Origin of the sequence: Erwinia tracheiphila, assembly GCF_021365465.1 — a bacterium.
Taxonomy (GTDB): domain Bacteria; phylum Pseudomonadota; class Gammaproteobacteria; order Enterobacterales; family Enterobacteriaceae; genus Erwinia; species Erwinia tracheiphila.
In genome coordinates, this window is the sequence record NZ_CP089932.1 from 1,579,697 (window position 1) to 1,598,796 (window position 19,100).

Sequence of the window (19,100 nt, forward strand, 5' to 3'; positions counted from 1 at the left end):
CAGCAAATATTAAAAATTCCAGTCTTCGTCTTCAGTATCTACGGCTTTTCCCATCACGTAGGATGAACCTGAACCGGAAAAAAAGTCGTGATTTTCATCTGCGTTGGGTGAAAGAGCGGAAAGAATCGCAGGATTGACCCGTGTTAATTCCGCAGGAAACAATGCCTCGTAACCGAGGTTCATCAACGCTTTATTAGCGTTATAATGCAAAAACGCTATAACGTCGTCCTTCCAGCCTGCGCCATCATATAATTCAGACGTATAAATGCATTCATTTTCATATAGTACCAGCAATAATTCTATCGCAAACTGTTGCAGTTCGTCCTTGCGAGACTGGTTCTCTTTCTCCAGTGATTTTTGAAACTTATAACCAATGTAATAGCCATGTACCGCTTCGTCTTTAATAATCAAGCGAATCAGGTCGGCAGTGTTGGTCAGCTTGCCTCTGCTCGACCAGTACATCGGCAGATAAAAGCCGGAGTAAAACAGAAATGATTCGAGGAATACGCTGGCAATCTTTTTTTTCAGCGGGTCGTTGTCGTAATAATGCTCAAGCACAATGTCAGCTTTACGTTGCAGCGACGGGTTCTGCTCACTCCAGACATAAGCAGCGTCAACATCGCTGGTGTGACACAGGGTTGAGAAAATGGAGCTGTAAGAGCGGGCGTGCACGGCTTCCATAAAGCTGATATTCGACATAACGGCTTCTTCATGAGGCGTCAGTGCATCCCCCATCAAAGCGGGTGCGCCGACAGTATTTTGAATCGTGTCGAGCAGCGTGAGTCCGGTGAATACGCGAATTGTCAGTTGCTGTTCCTCTGCACCCAAACTGTTCCAGGCTGGAAGATCATTGGACAGCGGAATTTTTTCTGGTAGCCAGAAATTGGAGGTCAGTCGATTCCAGACTTCCAGATCTTTATCATCTTCAATCTGGTTCCAGTTTATGGCGTGGATACGTTTCAGTGTCATCATCGTTCCTTCCGGGGCAGGACAAACAGCCCCACTCAGTTACCTTAAAGAGAGCAGGAGACGCAGCCTTCAACTTCTGTACCCTGCAGGGCCATCTGGCGTAGTCGGATGTAGTAGAGCGTTTTAATGCCTTTCTTCCAGGCATAGATCTGTGCCTTATTAATATCGCGGGTGGTCGCGCTATCGCGGAAGAACAGGGTCAGCGACAGCCCCTGATCAACATGACGTGTGGCTTCTGCATAGGTATCAATAATGGCCTCAGGACCGATTTCGTAAGCATCCCGGTAAAACGCCTGGTTGTCATTATTCATAAAAGGTGCGGGATAATAGACGCGGCCTGTTTTTCCCTCTTTACGAATCTCAATTCGCGACACAATCGGATGGATACTGGACGTAGCATGGTTGATATAAGAAATTGAACCCGTTGGCGGAATTGCCTGTAAATTCTGATTGTAAATGCCGTACTGCATTACGGCTTCACGTAATGCCAGCCACTGTTTCTTTGTGGGGATCGCTATGCCAGCCTCAGCAAATAGCGCAGCGACTTTTTGAGTACGCGGCAGCCAGTTATGGTTAACATAGCGTTCAAAATATTCGCCGCTGGCGTAGCGAGATTTTTCGAAACCAGCAAAATGCTCGCCTCTTTCGCACGCAATTAAATTTGACGTGCGCAGAGCGTAGTAAGTCACGGTATAGAAGTAGATATTGGTGAAATCGAGCCCCTCATCAGAACCATACTGGATACCTTCACGCGCCAGATAGCCGTGCAGGTTCATCTGACCAAGGCCAATCGCGTGCGACGCAGCGTTGCCCAACTCAATAGAGGGAACCGAATGGATATGACTTTGGTCGGACACAGCACTCAGGCCGCGAACGGCAATTTCTACCGTACGGGCAAAGTCAGGCGAATCCATGGTATGGGCAATATTCAGTGAACCCAGATTACAGGAGATATCTTTACCAATATGGCGGTAGCTGAGGTCGTCATTGTACGTGGTTGGGCTATTAACCTGGAGAATTTCTGAGCAAAGATTGCTCATGTTGATTCGTCCGGCAATGGGGTTGGTCCGATTAACCGTATCTTCAAACATGATATAGGGATAGCCGGATTCAAACTGAATTTCTGCCAGCGTCTGGAAAAATTCACGCGGATTGATAAAGCTGCGGCGAATGCGTTCGTCTGCCAGTATTTCTTCGTATCTTTCACTGATGCTGATATCGGCAAAAGGCAGACCATAAATCCGCTCAACATCATAAGGAGAAAACAGCGCCATCGGCTGATTCTTTTTCGCCAGATGAAAAGTCACATCGGGGATAACCACGCCCAGTGACAGGGTTTTAATACGGATTTTTTCATCGGCATTTTCGCGTTTGGTATCGAGAAAACGCAGAATATCGGGATGATGGGCGTGCAGGTACACGGCACCAGCACCCTGACGTGCACCTAGTTGATTAGCATAAGAAAACGCATCTTCCAACATTTTCATCACCGGAATGACCCCGGAAGACTGGTTTTCGATACGTTTAATCGGTGCGCCAGCCTCGCGGAGGTTTGATAGCAGGAATGCCACGCCGCCGCCCCGTTTGGAAAGTTGCAGCGCTGAGTTAACCGAGCGGCCAATGGATTCCATGTTATCTTCGATACGCAGCAGAAAACAGGAAACCAGTTCACCACGCTGCTGTTTGCCACAATTTAAAAAAGTGGGTGTGGCAGGCTGGAAACGCCCGGAAAGCATCTCGTCCATTAACGATAAAGCCAGCGGTCTGTCGCCTCTGGCCAGGGTCAGCGCAACCATACAGACGCGTTCGGTAAAGCCTTCCAGATAACGTTTCCCATCGAAGGTTTTCAGGGTGTAGCTGGTATAAAACTTCCAGGCTCCCAAAAAGGTCTGAAAGCGAAAACGTCGGGCATAAGCCTGTTCAAACAGTTCACTGACGAATTCAAATGGATATTCATTAAGTACGCCTGCCTCATAATAACCTTCTGAAACAAGATATTGCAGACGTTCAGCAAGGGAAGCAAAGACCATGCTGTTGGGCAGTACATGTTGTAAGAAGTAATGTCGGGTGGCCTCGTGATCTTTCTCAAACTGAATATTGCCCTGCGTGTCATAGAGATTGAGCATGGCATTCAGCGAATGGTAATCCAGCGCGGTCAGATTTGGGGGTATGAGAGTGTTTTCTGTTGCAGCCAAAATTCGGTTACTCCGTGAGATACGTTGGCGATGTCTTCGCTGGTGCCGAGTAGTTCAAATCGGTACAGGCAGGGAACCTGACATTTTTGCGCAATGATGGTGCCAGCTATGCAATAAGCCTCACCAAAGTTACGGTTTCCTGCGGCAATCACCCCGCGGATTAATTCGCGGTTACTGGCATCGTTCAAAAACCGAATAACCTGCCGTGGCACGGCACCCTTTGCGGAGCCGCCGCCATAGCTGGGTACAACCAGAATATAGGGTTGTTCGACCCGTAAATGCTGTTCACCGTTGAACGGGATGCGAATGGCGGCCAGTCCTGTTTTCATGACAAAGCGATGCGTGTTTTCTGACTGACTGGAGAAATAAACCAGCATTGGCTTTAGCCCTGCATCATTGAGCGCTGGCGCAGTGCGGAAATTTTATCGGGGCGAAAACCGCTCCAGTGCTCCTGTTCTGCCATAACTACTGGAACTTGCCGATACCCCAATGACTTGAGTGTTTCCACCGCTGCTGGCTCAATGTCGAGATTAACAGTCTGATAATCAATGCCTTGCTTATCCATTGCGGTTTTTGTTGCATTGCACTGGACACAATTATTTTTTGTATAAATAATAATGCGCATGATTCGTATTTACCTTTTTCTCTGCAGTAAGTCTCAACTGACATCATCAACACTGATTTTGCCGTGAAAGCGCTACATGTTGTTTGTTTTTTGTTTTTTAATACTAGATGTAGTGTCTGGTGTTTGCAACCCCGCAATCTTCAGGTGATTGCGATTTTTGCAGCCACAGGCTTATCAGGGTTGGGATTTATTGCCTGCAAAAAAATCCCCGCCGGGTAAACGGCGGGGATTTTCGTCAGACAGGGCGAAATTTTAGTCACGTGAGCTGGTCGTTGCGATAAGTGCGCCGACAAAAATACCCAGCGCTGCACCGATGCCGACTCCGTACCACGGCTTACCGCGGACATAAGAATCAACCTGCTCACCGGCCTCTTTCGCCGCCCGGGTAACGCGATTAGGACCATGTAATTTGGCACATGTTTCTTTGAGCAAAGCTTCCGCGCTTGCGCGGGCAGAATCGACCTCATCCTTTGTTTTGCTGCTGTACGATTTCAGCAAATTTTCCAGCGTATCGGCCAGATCGGAAACATCCTGATTAATATCAACAGCGTCTTTTTTCGGTGCTCGTTTAAACATATTTAACTCCCCTGGGGATGAAACGTACTATCAACTATAGACCAGCACTGGCGTTTTTAGGGGGCCTGACCATGAAACCATGCCTTTCTGGATGATTCCGAAAGCCCACGGCATTCACGCTGTTGTAAAGTGAATCGGATAGTGAGTTCAGAGGAAAAAGCATGTATTTACGCCCAGATGAGGTTGCCCGCGTACTGGAGAAAGCAGGATTTGAAATGGACGCTGTGACCGCAAAAACTTACGGTTATCGTCGAGGTGAGAGTTACGTATACGTTAATCGGGAAGCAAGAATGGGACGAACCGCGCTGGTCATCCATCCCGTACTGAAAGAAAAAAGCCACAGTTATGCCGAGCCCACTTCGGATATGAAAACCTGTGAACATTATGTACAGTTTCCAGTCTATCTTGTAGGTGATAACCAGCATCATTACGGTATTCCGCATGGCTTCAGCTCTCGTGCTGCGCTGGAGCGTTATCTTACTCAGATGTTCGATTAGTTTCCGTCGTTTCCTGCCGCACCTGCTTTGCATAAATTGTTAAAAATATATTAATAAGTTATTTCTTCTTTGTTTTAGTTGCGTTGCTTTACTGAAATGGAATCGGTATAAACCTGTACATATGGAAGTTCAGACGTCTATACGGATAACACAGCGATGCAGCAGGATACAACTCAGCGGTTCAAACGCACCATGAAGACCCGCCATCTGGTTATGCTGTCTCTGGGCGGTGCGATTGGTACGGGTTTGTTCTTCAATACGGGATATATTATTTCTACTACCGGGGCAGCGGGTACGCTGCTTGCGTATCTGATTGGTGCACTGGTAGTTTATCTGGTTATGCTCAGTCTGGGTGAATTATCGGTCGCTATGCCGGAAACCGGCGCTTTTCATGTCTATGCAGCACGTTATCTTAACCCGGCAACCGGTTACACCGTTGCCTGGCTTTACTGGCTGACCTGGACGGTCGCGCTGGGCTCAAGTCTTACTGCCGCCGGTTTTTGTATGCAGTATTGGTTCCCGCAAACACCTGTATGGCTGTGGTGCCTGCTTTTTTGCATAGTAATTTTCGCACTCAATGTCATTTCGTCGCGTTTTTTTGCCGAAGGCGAATTCTGGTTTTCAATCATCAAAGTGGTCACAATTCTGGCATTTATCGTGCTTGGGGCAGGTGCGATATTTGGCTTCATTCCGTTGAAGGATGGAAGTAGTGCGCCGTTTTTTCACAACCTGATCGTATCCGGCTGGTTACCGCACGGCGCATTACCCATTTTAATGACGATGGTTGCAGTCAACTTTGCCTTTTCCGGTACGGAATTGATTGGTATTGCGGCGGGTGAAACTGAAAATCCACATCAGGTTCTGCCCATTGCGATTCGCACGACGGTTGCACGCCTGATCATTTTCTTTCTCGGCACCGTGCTGGTGCTGGCGGCGTTAATTCCCATGGGCCAGGCCGGGATCGTGAAAAGCCCTTTTGTCATGGTGTTTGAGAAAATCGGTATTCCGTGGGCTAATGCCGATCATTTAAGGATCGGTTGACCGATCCGGTTTATGCGGTAAAAAGGGTTCTATGTTCATCATGGAACCCTTTTTAAATGGAACTTTCCCAGGCCCTCGGCATCATCAATGCCGCCACTCCTGAGCGCGCCCGTAGTCTCGCCGACCTTATTCCTCCCGAGCTTATTCAGCAGGCGCTCACCCTGACCGATACCGTTACTTTGCGTAAACGTAAACTTTCCCTCGAATCCATGATTTGGCTTGTCGTTGGGATGTCCATTTTTTGCGATCGTCCGATGACCGAAATCGTCAATCTGATGGATATTACTGACCGGACCGGAGCTCCTTTTACCGCACGCAGCGCTGTCATTCAGCGCCGTAAGACTCTGGGTGAAAATGCAGTGCGGGAGCTTTTTGATATCACACAGCAGCACTGGAATCAGCAGGCTGCACATCCAAAATGGCACGGTCTGAATCTGTTTGCTGTCGACGGCGTGGTCTGGCGTACCGCCGATACGCCGGAAAACAGAGCCGTCTTCAGTAAACACAGCAGCCAGTACGGCGAAGGCGGCTATCCTCAGGTGCGAATGGTTTGTCTGATGGAGCTGAGCAGCCATCTGATCGCCGCCAGTGCATTCGACAGTGAAAAAGTCAGTGAAATGCGGCTGGCTGAGCACCTGACGGAGAAAACCCCGAATAACAGTATCACCCTGTTCGATAAGGGATTTTATTCGATGGGTCTGCTTCATCACTGGCAGACAGCAGGAGAACACCGTCACTGGTTGTTGCCGTTGAAAAAACACGTACAGTATCAGGTGGTTCGCCGTTTGGGGCGTGGAGATGAACTGATATGCCTGAAAACCAGTCCACGAGCCAGGAAGCAATGGCCAGGGGTCCCGGAAGAAATGGTGGCAAGACTGCTGACCCGCAGGGTAGACGGTAAAGAGAGGCAGGTGCTGACGTCACTGACAGACCCGAATCGCTATCCGGGTAAAGATATCAGCGAGCTATATCGCCACCGCTGGGAAATAGAACTGGGCTACCGGGAAGCAAAGCAGGGTATGCTGGACAGCCGGTGGACATTACGCAGTCGCCTGCCGGAGCTGGTGAGACAGGAGCTATGGGGAGTACTGCTGGCTTATAACCTGGTGCGATATCAGATGGTGCAGATGGCGTTCCATCTGAAAGGAGATTACCTGCCTTACCAGCTGAGCTTCAGTGGAGCGATAAGCGAAATAATCCGGATGCTGATAACCCTGCCCTGGGCTTCGCCGGGAAAAATGCCGGGAGAACTGAGAACCCTGTATGAACAGGCGAAATGGCTTGTGTTACCGGGTAGAAGAGAGCGAAGTTACCCGAGAGAGTTGAGGGTAAAGAGCAGGAAATATCCGGATAAAAAGGTTGCTGGTCACCTTAAGTGACCAGCATTATTCCGTGGGCGGCAGATATTTTCAACTTCGTTATTCTTACGGCAATCCTCTCGGCGGCCAACTCAGGGCTGTATGCATCAGGACGTATGCTCTGGTCGCTTTCCAATGAGAAAACACTGCCTCGCTGCTTTGCCAGACTGACCCGGCGTGGTATTCCACTGTTTGCCATCTCGGTGAGTATGTTAGGGGGATTACTGGCCCTATTCTCCAGCGTCATTGCGCCGGACACCGTTTTTGTGGCGCTGTCAGCTATTTCTGGTTTTGCGGTGGTCGCAGTTTGGTTGAGCATCTGTGCCGCGCACTATTTCTTCCGCCGTGTGCACCTGAAGGCGGGAAATCCGCTTTCGAGCCTTAAATATCACGCCCCCTGGTATCCGATGACGCCGATCCTCGGTTTCCTGCTCTGCCTGCTGGCCTGTGCAGGTCTGGCATTTGATCCCTCACAGCGTATCGCCTTGTACTGTGGGTTGCCTTTTGTGGCGCTATGTTATGGTGCTTATCATCTCACACAGTTACTGAATAAACGCAAGAATGCGAGATAGAGTTAATATGCCAGTGACAGAATATTCAGTGCAGCAACAGATTGCAGCCGGCCTGGTGCTGGATGGTGCAATGGCAACAGAGTTGGAAGCGCGTGGCTGTGACCTCGTGGATGCATTATGGTCAGCAAAAGTGCTGCTGGAAAACCCAGATCTGATTTATCAGGTTCATCTTGATTATTTCAGAGCCGGTGCGCAGGTGGCGATCACTGCCAGCTACCAGACCACGCCACAAGGTTTTGCTCGCCGTGGAATTAATGAAGCCGATGCGCTGGCGTTGAGCTGGCGAGCCGTGCCAGAACTGACTACCATGCTGAACAGCCCGCTGTGAAAACCTTGCTGATAGCGGGTTCCGTTGGTCCTTATGGCGCTTTTCTGGCGGATGGTTCCGAATATCGGGGCGATTACTCTTTGCCGCAAACGCAGATGATGGACTTCCACAGGCCGCGCGTCCGTGCGCTGGTGGATGCGGGGGTTGATATACTGGCGTGTGAAACATTGCCTTCATTTGCTGAAATTAATGCGCTGGTGGCGCTTTTGCAGGAATTTCCCGGGATACCAGCCTGGTTCTCTTTTACGCTACGTGACAGTGAACACCTTAGTGACGGAACACCGCTGCGCGAGGTTTGTTTCTTTTCTTGAAGAGTGTCCGCAGGCGGTGGCTCTGGGCATTAATTGTATTGCGCTGGACAAGGTGACAGCATCTTTACAGGCACTGTTGTTACTTACAGCGAAGCCACTGGTGGTCTATCCAAACTCGGGTGAGCAATACGATGCTGGCAGCAAAACATGGCACAGTGGTGCTGCCGACAGTTGCCTTACTGACCATCTTGAGGCCTGGCAACGTGCTGGCGCAAAATTGATAGGGGGGTGCTGTCGCCCCACGCCTGCCGGTATTGCGGCCATCGTAAAATGCTGCCACTCGCAATAGCCTGCTGGAAATTTGTCTTATAACGCCCGTAGTTGTCGGGCGTTAATAATGAAAACCTGCCGTACTCCGTTTAGACTGGCACTATGGTTAATTTCTCAGGAATATTTATGAAAATGCTGCTGGTAGCGCTGGCTTCAGTATGGTTGTTGAGCGGCTGTGCGACTATTGTTGGAAGTAAAACTCAGGATGTTGCAATCAAAACCTGGCCTCAGGGCGTGAAATTTGTGGTTCAGGATGAAACGGGAAGGGCAGTGGCAGAAGGCGTAACGCCAAAAACGGTTACCCTGGAGAAATCTGACGGCAGCTATTTTGGTAAGAAAAAATTTACGCTTTTACTGGAACGCACGGGCTTTGTGCCGCAAACCATACCGTTAAGTGAAAAAGCCAATCTTTGGTATATTTTGGGCAATATTCCTCTGGGCGTTTTTCCGGGCTGGCTAATTGTCGATCCCTTTAATGGTGGCATGTACAACATTGAACCGGCAGAGGTTGAAACGATTATGAACCCAGTTGGGGCGCGCAGTTAGTCGGTGGCATAAGTGAGGGATACTTTTTTTTATGTTCGTCACATGCTGATGTGCTGCCGTGTTGTTATCTGTGTCTGTGCCAATATTCTGCCGCCCGTAATACCTTGCGGGCGGAAGGAAAAGCAATCATCAGAAGTTGTAGCCAACCACCAGGTAGTAGCCCCAGCCAGTAGATTTCATCCAGAATGGGCCGTTCGCAAAGTTTAGCCCTGACCATCTGACCATTGCCCGCCGTTATGGAACCAGCGAGCCACGAAGGAGTAGTGCCAGTGATCGTAACTCAGTGAAAGGATATGGCTCGAGGCAATCGCATTACTGGTGCGCGAGGCGTCTGACTTGTCACGCAAATTGGAACCCCAGTCAACGTTGGTAAAACCTATATAGGTGAGTTCTCCTTCCCACAGGCTGGTCAGTGGAATAAAATACTTCACCTTAATAGCGATAGCCATCCCAGCTATTTTCATTAGCGGCACCGTAGTTTTCCCACTGATATTTAGCGTAAACGTTAAGTGATAGCCCCATGTCAGAATGGATATCAATATCGGTTCCCAGCCCCATATACCCGGTATTTTGTCGGTTGGCGCTGTTGTGACCCATATCGAAAATATAGTTATTGGCAAAATACCATTCTTTGAATGGTCCGAAGCTGAGATCGGTGTTGATCAGCTTGTCGATAGAGAAACGCGGTTCAATCTCCATGAACAGCGGGGAGCCATTATTCCAGATTCCTCGGTCATTTGAGCTTCCGGCACCGAAAAATTTAGGCACATCGACATAGCCATAGAAATCTAGCCAGGCTTTTTTGGCGAAAGCCTCATATTCCAGACAGACATCATTATTGAGCTGGGGTCCAAAGCGAGAGTGATAGCTTCCGACTATGTTGGCGCTTTGATGCCACCAGTCAGAAACATATTCAGCATTGTCGGTTGTAGCGGAGGACGCACTGTAAGAAAGCGCAGCAAGTGTACCAGCTATCACAATTTTATATTTAATTATATTACCACACACCTACTGTCCCTTTTTGGCCGACACGCAGCAGGGGCACAAATCAGTTGTTATTGAGGAAATAAGTGGGTGCTGATTTTCAGAAATAATACCCGCTTTACCTTAAATAACATTGGACCGTCATTTGTTAATAAGAGCCTGTCTCAACAGAACGTTATTCCAGACAATAAGACCACAGGAAAAACGCAACAGGCCCCCGTCATTCTCAGATGTCTTTTCCCGTCGGGTCAGGACCCGGCGAAACCAGTTCATCCGGCTGTGCGTCCTCCCGACGGCCCGGCGACGGGTCCTGAAGCTCGTGGTTTTGCTGGCATCTCATTCCTCTTTACGGGGCGGGATATAAGGCTCGTCACGACGGCCCAACCGGTCTGTTTTGCCCGGGCGCTCCGTCGCCTTTGTCCGGGCAGAGTCCGGGTTTTTGCCCCGGGCATCCCGTCTGAAGAGCACCGGGTGTGTCCGCCACCAGTTTGATGTCATGCCTGTCTGCTGCTGCGACGCCCCGTGACAGAGGAAGCCCGCCGGCGTCTGTCATCAGACTGGGCTTTACGCCCTGTGTCCCTGTGTCCCTGTGTCCGTGGTGTTGCGTCCTGTTTTTTTGTCCTGGGCAGCGGTGATGTTGTCATACCGCCATCCACCGACAACCATGAGCAGTCCGTGCCGTCCGGGTGTTCACAGGCCAGTGATCCGTTCTGCCAGAAACGCCCGAAGACACCTGCGTCTCTCCGTTCCCGGAAGCGCCGGGGCGCAGAAGCTGATGAACCTATCCCTGTGGTATTGAGTGCATTCCACTGACAGGTTGTGCTGGGGACGAAGAAAATGGCGTTCATTGCGGCCCGATTATCAACACGTTTTCGGTGTGTACCCGGAGGATGGCGGGTTTTGTATTCCGGGATAAGCGGGGCCATTTTGTCCCGGAGTTCATCGCTAATCTTCCCTTTACCGCCTGCCATACTTTGCCCTCAGATATGACCGGGATGCATTATACGATAACGCCTTTTGGGACAGGCTCTTAGATTGCTCTGCCTGGTAGCTTTGCATAAAGGCCCAATGTTTTCCTGCTATTGACTGAACATGGTGAGAAATGCAGCCTTGCTGGCCAGGTCAGTGTGGTTGCTTCATACCGCTGATAATATCGCCAGTTTATACCCTTTGAATATACTGCTTATCAGTACGATATCATTCTCTTGTTGCAATTATTCCCTGTTTGCGACAGATCAGGATACTGATTGTATGCATGTCTGAATTGAATAAGTTCAGGCTTTGGGTCGTGACGCAAATTTATTGATAATGATGAAGAGTAAGATACCAACCGGTGATCTTATCGTGCATTTCCTCTGACTTAGAAAAGCAAATTGTTCTGCGGGTCAGTCGTTTGATGGTCGATATTCTCAGCTACCTGCTTTGGGGAAATTTTTTTACGTGCCGCAGAACCGTATTGAGGCTGATACCGAGGACCCGTGCGGTATCGCGACATCCGTAACCATTCATGGCCATATTAACAATGGTCTGGTGTGTGTCTGGTTTGGCACCGGAGTAGCTAAAGTTGAGCAGAAAGGTCTTTGAACAATGCTTGCAGATGTAACGTTGGGCACCGGATGCTGAATGTCCGTTACATCGTACAGCATGAGTTTCATTGCACTGAGGGCAGACGACATCAACTTTAGCCATATGTTACATCCAAAGTGCAAAGCATACGTGATCAGCAAGTCTGCGTCACGACCAGGCTTTGTATATGATTTTAGATAATAATACTGAACTTTTATTAGTGTTTATTCAAAGCTGTCATTGTTTAAAGTTATATTGAATATGAGGCGATGTTTTCATACTCTTTACCGATTTTTTAGTTGGTTAGAGAATTTGAAACATAACAATATTGTGCTCAGAACTCCTGTGGCGAGTGTTCTTTTACTTACCGCAGTTAAATAATTTATCTTCTTGACGTTGCTTTGATACTAAATGAACTGAAATATTTTCCATGACCAGACGTTCCTTACTGAAAGTCATGCCACTAAATAATGAACGCACTGTATCAAAAGTAATAAACACAGAGTTCATAACGACATCGTGGAGAAGTAACGGGCGTACTGATGCCGTTACAAGACGCTGATATTATCACGGTGTTCGAGACTGTAATTTAAATTGTGTATCCGCCTGTTTTTGATATCTTCACTCCGCTAAAGGAGACAGGCAAATTATGGACGAAAAGAAACTCAAAGCCCTCGCGGCTGAACTGGCTAAGGGACTGAAAACCGAAGCCGAACTTAACCCGTTTTCCCGTATGCTCACCAGGTTCACCGTTGAAACTGCCCTTAATGCTGAACTGGCTGACCACACCGGACACGAGAAGAATGCGTCCAAAGCAGGCTCCGGTACGCGCAATGGCTACTCTTCCAAAACCCTGCTCAGTGATGACGGTGAGATTGAAATTCAGACCCCACGTGATCGCGAAAGCGAAAGCACCTTTCAGCTGATAAAGAAAAACCAGACGCGGATCATGCAGATGGACAGCCAGATTTTGTCCCTGTATCTGCCCGATATCCGCAAAGCCCTCTACACCACCAATGCCATCGAATCGCTGAACAGCGTGATCCGTCAGGCGATAAAGAAACGAAAAGTATTCCCGCTAGATGACCCAGTGCGAAAAGTTATTTATCTGACGATCAGGAATGCTTCGAAAAAATGGAGTATGCCGGTTCAGAACTGGCGGCTGGCGATGAGTCGCTTTATTATCGGGTTCGGTGACCGCCTGAGCGATCACCTTTAATATGGTGGCGGATACACAGAATTATTCACAGGGTCCTGTGTTCAGGCAGGGATCAGGTACCCGGCATCCAGGCTCCGCTGGCGATGAACCAAATGAGTAACGCGATCCCCGCAATACCGACGGCTGCCGGAAACAAATAGCCAATTTTCACTTTGTATTCCTGTATTGAAAACTATCGGAGTCTCTTACCATGGATAGCGACCGTCCGTCATCACAAAGAAAACCGCGACCAAAACCGTAATAATAAGCAGTACCGGAACTAACAGATGTTTCACTTTATCCCCCAATGACATAACGTTTTTCAGCAAGCGCCGAACAGTAACGCTACATCTTACCTTGTGGCACAGATTTTAATTAGTGGAAGTTTATGGGGCTTCCCCGATCATTGTGGGAAACTCAGAACGCCATGTTCAGCTTTCCAGAGTGCACACTACTCCCTGCCTGAAGCGCTCCCTGTTTCTGTAACCCCGGAATTTGATCCTCAGTAACCGGATCTTGCTGTTCAGCGCTTCAGTATTCCCGTTCGATACCCCGTGCTGCATCGCATTCAGTATTCCGTACAACCTATTGCGGATTGTTTTGGCAATCGTCCTGCTTACCTCGGGTCGCAGGACACCGCCTGCGTTGGCAATCTGGAAGGTGTGGCCGCATCTACCCTCAGACGTTTGTGGATACGTACCCGAAAGTGTCGCACTGCAAGCTTTAAGCGTATCAGCAACTGTGCCAGATAGGGAGGAAGTTCGTTCTCTGCAAGGACGGTTGAAAGCCGTTTTATCACGGCGGCTCCGATTGGCATACTGATGCCAAATTCCAGCAAAAAAGCATGCATCTGATTGGTCGTTTTGACTTTATCTCTGACCAGCGATTCCCTGACGCGGTGAAGTGCCCGCATGGCCTGCCGGGCTTCAGTTCGTGGTTGCACAAATCGCATTGAGGGACGGGGTTCTGCTTCGCATATGGCTTTCGCATCGACAAAATCGTTCCTGTTGCTCTTAACAAAAGGGCGGACGAACTGCGGAGAAATCAATTTTGCTTCATGGACTAAATCAGCGAGCCGGCGAGCCATAAAATGGGTGCCGGCGCTGGCTTCTATCACAACGCTAGCCGATGTGCAGCCAGCCAGAAACTCAATAAGTTTGGTACGGGCAACCTTTTTACGTAGTAATGCCTTGCCTGATTTATCCTGGCAGTGAATGTGGAAGGAATGCTTGCCGAGAACGGATACCAATACACGTAACGTTTTGCATGATGGCCTTCCCCAGAAAGAAAAACCCCCTGTCAGCGTAGCGCTCACAGGGGATGGGGACCATCTCATTAACCGCCCGCAGTAGTAAAATCTGATGGATGTGCGGTAAAATAACCACGGTAGATGAGGCAATATAAAACTGAATAACCCATTGTGGAAAAGATATCAGTATTACTGAATATCCCAGAAATAGTAGAGAATAGGGTCGTGACGCAGATTTATTGATAATGATGAAGAGTAAGATACCAACCGATGATCTTATCGTGCATTTCCTCTGACTTAGAAAAGCAAATTGTTCTGCGGGTCAGTCGTTTGATATGTGTGCGAAGATTAAGATTATGCCGTTCTGTCCGTTGGGTATATTTCTTGCTCACCACGTGGCCTGTTGCACTTAACAGAACTTTATAAACCGGCCAGGCATCTGTCATATAAAAGGCAAGGTTAAATTTGCTTAACAGGGCCAGCAATCGTCGCAGGGTCGGGGCATTTCTCGGGCCGAAGACGTGGGCCAGAGCACGTTTGCGGATACGGTCATAAGCATAGAACAACCACCGGGGATTGCTTTTACACCGCACGTAAGACCATTGTTCACCGGCTTCACAGCAGATAACAACCTCCGTTTCGGGGGCGATATTCTCAGCTACCTGCTTTGGGGAAATTTTTTTACGTGCCGCAGAACCGTATTGAGGCTGATACCGAGGACCCGTGCGGTATCGCGACATCCGGAAACATTCATGGCCATATTAACAATGGTCTGGTGTGTGTCTGGTTTGGCACCGGAGTAGCTAAAATTGAGCAGAAAGGTCTTTGAACAATGCTTGCAGATGTAACGTTGGGCACCGGATGCTGAATGTCCGTTACATCGTACAGCATGAGTTTCATTGCACTGAGGGCAGACGACATCAACTTTAGCCATATGTTACATCCAAAGCGCAAAGCATACGTGATCAGCAAGTCTGCGTCACGACCGAGAATATGGCTGCTGTGAAAAAGTCCATTATTGCTTTGACATATAAGATACCCGGGGCCTGGGCCATACCTTCTGTCATTGCTCCTACAGAAGATGGGGTTCACTATGGATAAAAATCAATAATTTATATTCTCGTGGTGTACTATTGGTGTACCGTGTGCCAGTTTTTTTGGGGGAAGGGTGCATTGAGGCAAGACCACGACAACAAAGAGTTGGTGGGGATTGCTCCCCACCGGTTGCTCTTACTTAGGTTCGTAATCTGTATTAGTCGCGACTTGATCTGACACTGGACCTTGAAAGGTTGAGAGTTACCGGTTTTGATATGGGTGTCTAATCCTTAAACAAAACGCGAGGTAACTCTCATGCTTCATACTAACAATCCCATCATCAAACACAAAGCCGGCCTGCTCAATCTCGCCGAAGAACTCGGTAACGTATCAAAAGCCTGCAAGATCATGGGCGTGTCACGCGACACGTTTTACCGTTATCAGGAACTGGCTGCTGAAGGCGGCATCGATGCGCTGATTAACCAGAACCGCCGCGTCCCCAACCTGAAGAACCGCGCCGACGAAGCCACTGAACGCGCTGTTGTTGAATATGCCGTTGAGTTCCCGGCCCACGGGCAACACCGGACCAGTAATGAGCTGCGTAAAAAAGGCGTGTTTATCTCCGGTAGCGGCGTGCGCTCCATCTGGCAACGGCACGACCTGGAGAACTTCCGTAAACGCCTGAAGGCACTTGAGGAAAAGGTCGCCAGAGAAGGCATCGTGCTTACCGACGCTCAAATCGCAGCGCTGGAGAAGAAGGCCCACGATGACGAGGCCAGCGGAGAAATCGAAACTGCTCACCCGGGTTATCTCGGGTCGCAGGACACCTTCTACGTGGGCAATCTGAAAGGTGTGGGTCGTATCTACCAGCAGACGTTCGTGGATACGTACTCGAAAGTGGCACACTGCAAGCTGTATACGAGTAAAACGCCGATCACCGCCGCAGACCTGCTCAATGATCGCGTACTGCCGTTCTACGAGGCTCAGGGACTGCCGATGCTGAGGATCCTGACCGACAGGGGAACGGAGTACTGTGGTAAGGTGGAGCAGCATGATTACCAGCTGTATCTGGCCATCAACGATATCGACCATACAAAAACGAAGGCGATGTCTCCGCAGACGAACGGCATCTGCGAGCGCTTCCATAAAACTATTTTGCAGGATTTTTATCAGGTTACGTTCCGTAAGAAGTTATACGAAGACCTGGAGAGCCTGCAAACGGATCTGGACAACGGGTTGTGGCATTACAATAATGAGCGAACTCATCAGGGAAAAATGTGCTGCGGGCGTACGCCAATGGCCACGTTACTTGATGGTAAACGAGTCTGGGCAGAAAAAAATCTGAACCAGATGTAATCTGACAGACACCTGTATAAATAACCGGTAACTGTCAGATCAGGTCTGAGCTAGTACAATTTATTCATATCATAGAGTGCTGACATTAGCGATGGCGTGCCGTCAACACATACAGCCGCGCGGGCTTCTGAACTTTGCTTCAGCCACCAAATGATCGTATCAGCATCAGGGATTGCCCCACCGGCCATTGCACTTTCAAGATTCACCGGGGTGTAGAATTCCTCTCCAAGCTCTCCATTTTGTGGAGAAAAGAACACCGCGCCGATTGCTAGAATCGGTGATGATGGTTTATTGCCCATTGTTTCGAGGTCAATCATTAAGTGATTAAACATTTGTATTCCTTTTATGGTGTTATGCATTCCAAACCTTCAATAACCTGCGGACACCCGTAATGACCGATGCCGATATTGTTGTTTTTCGGTTCGTTACTTCAATTTGATAGGATTTATTGCGGTATCTGATCGAGTAGATGATGGGATGATATTTGTTGCCAGTTCCGTACTTTCTCTTATGCGTTTCGATGGCCTGATTTGCTACCACAATGTGAACAGGCTCGGTGTCGCCTCTAATGACTTCCTTCACTCAAGCCCCCGACGCTACTGCCAGTAAACGTTCTACCTTTTCCCGCGCATCATGGCATTGGATGGTGCTGCAACACCCTCTGGTGCCATCAACGTCTAGCAGATGATTAACGGCGACGATTAAACCATCCGGGATTACCGGAGAGTTTAACTTGTAAGACTGGTTTACATGTTCCCGCAGCGCTGCCAGCTCTTGCTCTGCCTTAGCCCATTTATCAGCAAGCAAATGCCACGACTTACTGCTATCAAAAACGAGTTTTGTCACTCGGTTTTCACGGGCTTCCAGTTCTGCAATCCGCACTGCTTGGGCGTCGATGTAAGCCAACAGAATGCGAGCCTCATCTACATTTACGTGATAACTGCCACCCTCCTTTTCTTGAGCATGCAAACCTAATCCGTAAATCACGTCTTCTGCTGTAATTGTCAATCTGCTGATCTCCCTGAAACTGCCAGACCAAGTTTTACTATTGCTCTTGCGGTAGGCTTCAATTCAGTGGGGATGCCGCTGAACCTTTTGTTATATACGGCATGTTCGGCTCTGGTGATTTTTTCCAGATTTTCAATATTACAGTTGAGGATGTTTCCATCCCTGAACGTTATAATTTCACCTTGTCTTATTTTTCCGTAATGTTGAACCCATATAACCCGATGCTTCATTCTCCATCTATTAGGTTCTGCTACCTTTATATAAATATATCCGTCTTTTGAATCTATCCGTTCAGAACCCATCGGTCGATGGTTTGCGGGTATATTTCCTTTTCTGAATGTGCCAGAATTTCTTTTCATAAACCCTTTAGTACCAGCATTAAATGGGACGTTGCCTTTTTCATAGCGCCCGGTACGTCCAGTTTTCAGCCCCATTGTTTTTCGGAATCCATGAATATGTTTCGCAGTTCTATCAGTACAAAATTTATGATTGAAAGCTGCTGTAAGTTGACCTGCTGGCAACATATAATTGATGCGCATCCACGCACGCATTTCTGAACTGTAAACAAACATTATTTTGCCTCCAGCCATTTATGTACCGTTTTAACTTCTCCCGCCCCCAATGCCTTTTGGGCTTCGAGAGCCAGCTTGCCGTTGCCGATAATCTGACTGGCAACAGCAGATATCGCTTTTGAACGTTGTAGCTCAATGCTTAAGGCTTCACCACCCAGCTCTTCGTCTGACAATCTTTCGATTTGTGCAAATAAGTGATTATTCAAATCTTCGAGTGAATTTTTCATGCCTTACCCTCCATACATTTGAATTCGATAACCCATACCCACGGGTTAGCTTCGTGAGCCATGTCGCCATAAATGCTGTTCCAGATCTGGAAATACTCATGTCTGGGGCAATTCATGGTGCGGTGCGTGACACCCTCTGTCAGAGCATCACTGGCACTGATATCCTGTAACCGCTCAACCCTCACACCTGTAATCTCCAGGGTGATACGTGAAGCCCAGCGCGGCATATGGATTGATGGCGTCCATCCGACCATTTCGCTGCCCGTCCAGATTAGAAATCAGTTTTTCAGATGTAATTGTCATGATTTGGTCCTCAACCTGCTGTGCTTTCAACTTGTGCTGGAAATTTTAGAGTTATGCTGAAGCTGGCACGCTCTTTTTTAACTGCCTCGTAAAAGTCACAACAGTGGTCGTTAACGGCGTCTGTTTTATCCAAATTCCATGTAAATACCGTGCAATCGCCAGTCGTGTAAAAGCCAATACGATCAGAAGGGCAGCGGTCCAGAACAGCCTGAACTTCAGAAAGCCACTTGCGCTCTGTTGTAGTTAGTTTTGACATCTCACTCTCCAGTATTCATGCGTGGGCCGTAGCGGTCACTGCGCTGGTTATGCTTGAC

The 19,100-nt window shown here is 48.6% G+C and carries 19 protein-coding genes and 13 pseudogenes; 10 read left to right on the top strand and 22 right to left on the bottom strand.

Annotated features, from left to right (window positions below; translation table 11 throughout):
• Positions 1-9 precede the first annotated feature (9 nt).
• The 5 genes from nrdF to LU633_RS08280 all read right to left on the bottom strand — a co-directional run bounded on the left by nrdF (position 10) and on the right by LU633_RS08280 (position 4,365).
• Positions 10-969 (bottom strand): class 1b ribonucleoside-diphosphate reductase subunit beta, encoded by a 960-nt coding sequence (gene nrdF, locus LU633_RS08260; RefSeq protein WP_016191839.1) that lies wholly within the window; start codon positions 967-969, stop codon positions 10-12.
• 44 nt (positions 970-1,013) lie between these two features.
• Positions 1,014-3,095: a class 1b ribonucleoside-diphosphate reductase subunit alpha gene (gene nrdE / locus LU633_RS08265; protein WP_016191840.1), complete on the bottom strand. Its 2,082-nt coding sequence runs from the start codon at positions 3,093-3,095 to the stop codon at positions 1,014-1,016.
• Between the two features lie 29 nt (positions 3,096-3,124).
• Positions 3,125-3,541, bottom strand: coding sequence for a class Ib ribonucleoside-diphosphate reductase assembly flavoprotein NrdI (nrdI, locus tag LU633_RS08270; protein ID WP_016191841.1), 417 nt, complete (start codon positions 3,539-3,541; stop codon positions 3,125-3,127).
• Positions 3,542-3,546: 5 nt separating this feature from the next.
• Complete coding sequence (gene nrdH / locus LU633_RS08275; RefSeq protein ID WP_016191842.1) at positions 3,547-3,789, bottom strand: glutaredoxin-like protein NrdH; 243 nt, start codon at positions 3,787-3,789, stop codon at positions 3,547-3,549.
• A 252-nt stretch (positions 3,790-4,041) separates the two neighbouring features.
• Positions 4,042-4,365 (bottom strand): DUF883 family protein, encoded by a 324-nt coding sequence (locus tag LU633_RS08280; RefSeq protein WP_016191843.1) that lies wholly within the window; start codon positions 4,363-4,365, stop codon positions 4,042-4,044.
• A gap of 161 nt (positions 4,366-4,526) precedes the next feature.
• Here LU633_RS08280 and LU633_RS08285 point away from each other — a divergent pair, with 161 nt between their 5' ends.
• The 6 genes and pseudogenes from LU633_RS08285 to LU633_RS08310 all read left to right on the top strand — a co-directional run bounded on the left by LU633_RS08285 (position 4,527) and on the right by LU633_RS08310 (position 9,288).
• Positions 4,527-4,862, top strand: a complete 336-nt coding sequence (locus LU633_RS08285) for a DUF2002 family protein (RefSeq protein WP_016191844.1) — start codon at positions 4,527-4,529, stop codon at positions 4,860-4,862.
• A gap of 156 nt (positions 4,863-5,018) precedes the next feature.
• Positions 5,019-5,876: pseudogene (locus LU633_RS08290) on the top strand (amino acid permease); the annotation flags it as partial.
• A gap of 83 nt (positions 5,877-5,959) precedes the next feature.
• Positions 5,960-7,282 (top strand): IS4 family transposase, encoded by a 1,323-nt coding sequence (locus LU633_RS08295; protein ID WP_046371795.1) that lies wholly within the window; start codon positions 5,960-5,962, stop codon positions 7,280-7,282.
• Between the two features lie 8 nt (positions 7,283-7,290).
• A pseudogene (locus LU633_RS08300) lies at positions 7,291-7,833 on the top strand (amino acid permease); the annotation flags it as partial.
• A 7-nt stretch (positions 7,834-7,840) separates the two neighbouring features.
• Positions 7,841-8,761: pseudogene (mmuM, locus tag LU633_RS08305) on the top strand (homocysteine S-methyltransferase).
• Positions 8,762-8,868: 107 nt separating this feature from the next.
• Positions 8,869-9,288, top strand: coding sequence for a hypothetical protein (locus LU633_RS08310; protein ID WP_016191847.1), 420 nt, complete (start codon positions 8,869-8,871; stop codon positions 9,286-9,288).
• Between the two features lie 129 nt (positions 9,289-9,417).
• Here the strand turns inward: LU633_RS08310 and LU633_RS08315 are convergent.
• From LU633_RS08315 to LU633_RS08325, 5 genes and pseudogenes are all read right to left on the bottom strand, one after another.
• Positions 9,418-10,281 (bottom strand): annotated as a pseudogene (locus LU633_RS08315) (nucleoside-specific channel-forming protein Tsx).
• Positions 10,282-10,413: 132 nt separating this feature from the next.
• Positions 10,414-11,243, bottom strand: a pseudogene (locus LU633_RS08320) (IS5 family transposase).
• 328 nt (positions 11,244-11,571) lie between these two features.
• Complete coding sequence (locus LU633_RS26465) at positions 11,572-11,685, bottom strand: IS1 family transposase (protein ID WP_072052786.1); 114 nt, start codon at positions 11,683-11,685, stop codon at positions 11,572-11,574.
• Positions 11,633-11,767 (bottom strand): hypothetical protein, encoded by a 135-nt coding sequence (locus tag LU633_RS26470; protein ID WP_456151887.1) that lies wholly within the window; start codon positions 11,765-11,767, stop codon positions 11,633-11,635. Before LU633_RS26470 ends, LU633_RS26465 begins: the two co-directional genes overlap by 53 nt.
• Positions 11,704-11,961: pseudogene (locus LU633_RS08325) on the bottom strand (IS1-like element transposase); the annotation flags it as partial. The gene LU633_RS26470 and the pseudogene LU633_RS08325, both read right to left, overlap by 64 nt.
• Before the next feature lie 610 nt (positions 11,962-12,571).
• On the opposite strand from LU633_RS08325, the pseudogene LU633_RS26475 reads away from it, so the two are divergent.
• Positions 12,572-12,763: pseudogene (locus tag LU633_RS26475) on the top strand (transposase); the annotation flags it as partial.
• 54 nt (positions 12,764-12,817) lie between these two features.
• Positions 12,818-13,057 (top strand): annotated as a pseudogene (locus LU633_RS26480) (transposase); the annotation flags it as partial.
• Positions 13,058-13,109: 52 nt separating this feature from the next.
• Here the strand turns inward: LU633_RS26480 and LU633_RS08335 are convergent.
• Entirely contained in the window at positions 13,110-13,208 is a 99-nt protein-coding gene (locus LU633_RS08335) for a YoaK family small membrane protein (RefSeq protein WP_152664136.1), read from the bottom strand.
• A gap of 245 nt (positions 13,209-13,453) precedes the next feature.
• Positions 13,454-13,650 (bottom strand): annotated as a pseudogene (locus tag LU633_RS08340) (transposase); the annotation flags it as partial.
• On the opposite strand from LU633_RS08340, the pseudogene LU633_RS08345 reads away from it, so the two are divergent.
• Positions 13,648-13,760 (top strand): annotated as a pseudogene (locus tag LU633_RS08345) (IS481 family transposase); the annotation flags it as partial. The pseudogenes LU633_RS08340 and LU633_RS08345 overlap by 3 nt on opposite strands.
• Here the strand turns inward: LU633_RS08345 and LU633_RS08350 are convergent.
• The 3 genes and pseudogenes from LU633_RS08350 to LU633_RS26150 form a co-directional block, all read right to left on the bottom strand.
• A pseudogene (locus tag LU633_RS08350) lies at positions 13,761-14,304 on the bottom strand (IS110 family RNA-guided transposase); the annotation flags it as partial. It abuts the pseudogene before it with no gap.
• Between the two features lie 217 nt (positions 14,305-14,521).
• Positions 14,522-15,219, bottom strand: a protein-coding gene (locus LU633_RS08355) for an IS1 family transposase (protein ID WP_233482009.1) whose coding sequence is annotated in 2 segments (ribosomal slippage) — positions 14,522-14,970 and positions 14,970-15,219 — 699 coding nt in all. Because the reading frame shifts where the segments join, the coding sequence is not laid out codon by codon here.
• Positions 15,220-15,250: 31 nt separating this feature from the next.
• Positions 15,251-15,352: a hypothetical protein gene (locus LU633_RS26150; protein ID WP_152664137.1), complete on the bottom strand. Its 102-nt coding sequence runs from the start codon at positions 15,350-15,352 to the stop codon at positions 15,251-15,253.
• Positions 15,353-15,635: 283 nt separating this feature from the next.
• On the opposite strand from LU633_RS26150, the gene LU633_RS08360 reads away from it, so the two are divergent.
• Positions 15,636-16,676, top strand: a complete 1,041-nt coding sequence (locus LU633_RS08360) for an IS481 family transposase (protein WP_046372128.1) — start codon at positions 15,636-15,638, stop codon at positions 16,674-16,676.
• 62 nt (positions 16,677-16,738) lie between these two features.
• On the opposite strand, the pseudogene LU633_RS08365 reads toward LU633_RS08360, so the two are convergent.
• The 7 genes and pseudogenes from LU633_RS08365 to LU633_RS08395 form a co-directional block, all read right to left on the bottom strand.
• A pseudogene (locus tag LU633_RS08365) lies at positions 16,739-17,008 on the bottom strand (3'-5' exonuclease); the annotation flags it as partial.
• Positions 17,009-17,027: 19 nt separating this feature from the next.
• Positions 17,028-17,258, bottom strand: a complete 231-nt coding sequence (locus tag LU633_RS08370) for a DUF4060 family protein (protein ID WP_016191853.1) — start codon at positions 17,256-17,258, stop codon at positions 17,028-17,030.
• The gene (locus tag LU633_RS08375; RefSeq protein WP_016191854.1) at positions 17,259-17,684 is read right to left on the bottom strand and encodes a hypothetical protein; all 426 of its coding nucleotides are present in this window, start codon (positions 17,682-17,684) and stop codon (positions 17,259-17,261) included.
• Positions 17,681-18,274, bottom strand: coding sequence for an HNH endonuclease signature motif containing protein (locus LU633_RS08380; RefSeq protein ID WP_040465699.1), 594 nt, complete (start codon positions 18,272-18,274; stop codon positions 17,681-17,683). Before LU633_RS08380 ends, LU633_RS08375 begins: the two co-directional genes overlap by 4 nt.
• Complete coding sequence (locus tag LU633_RS08385; RefSeq protein ID WP_016191856.1) at positions 18,256-18,483, bottom strand: hypothetical protein; 228 nt, start codon at positions 18,481-18,483, stop codon at positions 18,256-18,258. Before LU633_RS08385 ends, LU633_RS08380 begins: the two co-directional genes overlap by 19 nt.
• Positions 18,480-18,728, bottom strand: a pseudogene (locus LU633_RS08390) (hypothetical protein); the annotation flags it as partial. The pseudogene LU633_RS08390 and the gene LU633_RS08385, both read right to left, overlap by 4 nt.
• A gap of 68 nt (positions 18,729-18,796) precedes the next feature.
• The gene (locus tag LU633_RS08395) at positions 18,797-19,042 is read right to left on the bottom strand and encodes a hypothetical protein (protein WP_016191858.1); all 246 of its coding nucleotides are present in this window, start codon (positions 19,040-19,042) and stop codon (positions 18,797-18,799) included.
• Between the last annotated feature and the right edge of the window lie 58 nt (positions 19,043-19,100).